The organism is Nonomuraea sp. NPDC049709, assembly GCF_040674815.1.
Classification (GTDB): Bacteria; Actinomycetota; Actinomycetes; order Streptosporangiales; family Streptosporangiaceae; genus Nonomuraea.
In genome coordinates this window covers 1-2,410 of the sequence record NZ_JBFANM010000193.1, presented here as the reverse complement: position 1 = coordinate 2,410, position 2,410 = coordinate 1, and the positions used below count along the sequence as shown (strand labels likewise).

Here is a 2,410-nt window from a genome sequence, read left to right as displayed (position 1 = left end):
CTGCGCTGGCCTTCATCGACTGGGACGCGGCGATCACGGCGCTGAACGCCGGCCGGTTGCCCTGCAGCGGCGGCGAACGCGCCGTGCTGCGGATCGCCGCGAGTATGAGCGGCGGCATCTCGGTCGACCTGCGCGACGTGCTCACCAGCCTGGACCCGGTCAACCTCGCCCTGGCGGCAACCGCTGTGAGCATTGCGGCCGGGTCCCCGACCAGGGCGCCCACCCTGAACAGGGAGAACACATGAGGTGGAACCTGCGGCTGGCCGCCGCCAACCGCGGCATCTGGAAGGCCAGCGAACTGCAGCGGATGCTCGCTGAGCACGGCTTGAAGATCAGCGCCGGGAAGATGTCCGGGCTGTGGTCGGGCGAGCCGGCCAGCATCAAGCTCGACGACCTCGACGTCATCTGCGCCGTCCTCGGCTGCGGCGTGGAGGAGGTCCTTATCGCCGAGCCCGACAAGGTCAAGCGTGCCGACGAACCAGCCGAGCATCAGCCTGCGGTGGTCTCCTCAGGAGGCCCCTCGGTAATGCCCAGGCGGCGGGATGGACGCTCGTTGCCGCCGGTGTGACATGGCCCGCCACCGCGGATGCCCGCGACCGCCCTCGACCTGCACTGGCTGCCTAGCTTGGGGATCATTGCCGCTGCGGCTGTTTTGCGGAGCCTGTCAGTCCTTCGGCGTGAACCATGAGCCCGGCCAGTGCGCGGCCTGTCACCGGACCGTGCCGTTGAAGAAGGGACATTGCCGGCTGTGCTGGATCCAGGCCGGCTTGGAGGCCAAGGACTCACCCCAGGCACGGGGCACGGTCCTGGAACCGTTCCTGCGCACGATCCACCACCAGCAACTCTTCCTGGCCGACCTGCAGTGCCCGCGGTCAAAGAGCTCTCCCGTCGGGCGCGCAGGTCGCCGCAGAAGCCGTCGTCCTGCGCCACAGCCACCACTTTCTGCGCCGCCCACCGGCTGGATCCAGTTGAAACTGCCGGTCGAGGTCCGCAGGGACTTCAGGCGCTTCGACCGTCGCCGACACGCTGATCTGGCCAATCCCTGGCTGGCCCGAGCACGGGATGCCGCCCAGTCCCTCGGTGAGGCGCGCGGCTGGACCCGAGGTGTCATCAGCGCCGTCGACCGCGGCTTGGTTATCCTGCTCAGCAGCGCCGACGGCGACAAGATCCGCTACTCCGAGCTGTTCCCGGTGCTGCGCGCTTATGGGCTGAGCGTCGGCCGCATCGTCGAAGTACTCGACCGGATCGCCCTGTTCGACGACGATCGCGTCCCCTCCTTCGAGTCCTGGCTGCAGCGCAGCGTCGCCGAGCTGGCGCCCAGCATCGGTGCCGAGGTTGAACACTGGATCCGAACCTTGCGACAGGGCGGCCCCAGGTCACGGCCGCGCAGCCCGGAAACCGTCTGGACTTACCTGCGCGCCGTGCGTCCCGCGTTGCTGACCTGGTCCGATCGCTACGACCACCTGCGGGAGGTCACGCGTGAGGACATTCTCGCCGTCATCGACGATCTCAGCGGCCACGAACGGCACCACACGATCAGCGTCATCCGATCCCTGTTTCGCCACTGCAGAAAGAACCGTGCCATCTTCCGCGATCCCGCCGTGCGGCTTCGGGTTGGCGAGAAGCCGCGAAAGGTGATCCTTCCCCTGCAGGACACCGAGATCGACGAGACCGTGAAGGCTGCCACCAAGCCCTTGGACCGGCTCATCGTGGTGCTGTCCGCCGTCCACGCCGCTCGTCCGAAGACGATCCGCGAGCTCCAGCTCGATGACGTCGATCTCGGCAATCGCCGCCTGACCATCGCCGGACGGACCCGCCCCCTGGATGACCTCACCTACCAGATGCTCCACGGCTGGCTCCAGCACCGGCAGACGCGCTGGCCCAACACCGCCAACCCGCACCTGGTCATCAACCAGCAGACCGCGATGGAGACCGGCCCGGTCAGCAAGGTTCACCTCACCGAATCCTTCCGCGGCCAGGCTGCCACCCTGGAACGGCTCCGCGTCAACCGTCAGCTCGACGAAGCGCTGGCATGCGGTCCGGACCCGCTGCACCTGGCCGCGGTGTTCGGCCTCGACCCCAAGACCGCCATCCGCTACGCCGACTCCGCGCGGACACATCTGTGAGGAGTCACGCCGGCAGCGGCGGACAGGCTTCTGATCAAGTCAGCGGGGCGAGCCAGGCCGGTATCGGCGAGCCAGGGGACACGTCACGCGCAGGGCACACCGGGGCGGCCAGATCCTTCGAGAGTCACCCAAGATCGCCGATACCGAGCCTGTCAGCGCTTCGCCTCAAGCGCCACCCTCAGACTCACAGATCCTTCGTAGCAACGATTCCAAGAAGGAGAACGGCGATGACCGCGGACAACAGTGTGACGCCTGCCCGGTGGCTGGCGCAGCAGATCGAGACC

2 protein-coding genes and 1 pseudogene are annotated in these 2,410 nt (G+C 67.8%); all 3 read left to right on the top strand.

All coding sequences use genetic code 11. The features are described from left to right. Nucleotides 1–245 (top strand): annotated as a pseudogene (locus AB0J69_RS61590) (hypothetical protein); the annotation flags it as partial. Further along, nucleotides 242–568 carry a helix-turn-helix transcriptional regulator gene (locus AB0J69_RS61585; RefSeq protein WP_364138651.1) on the top strand — a complete coding sequence of 109 codons (327 nt, stop codon included), beginning with the start codon at nt 242–244 and terminating at the stop codon, nt 566–568. The pseudogene AB0J69_RS61590 and the gene AB0J69_RS61585, both read left to right, overlap by 4 nt. A 67-nt stretch (nt 569–635) precedes the next feature. After that, nucleotides 636–2,126, top strand: a complete 1,491-nt coding sequence (locus AB0J69_RS61580) for a hypothetical protein (RefSeq protein WP_364138649.1) — start codon at nt 636–638, stop codon at nt 2,124–2,126. The last annotated feature ends 284 nt before the right edge of the window (nt 2,127–2,410 follow it).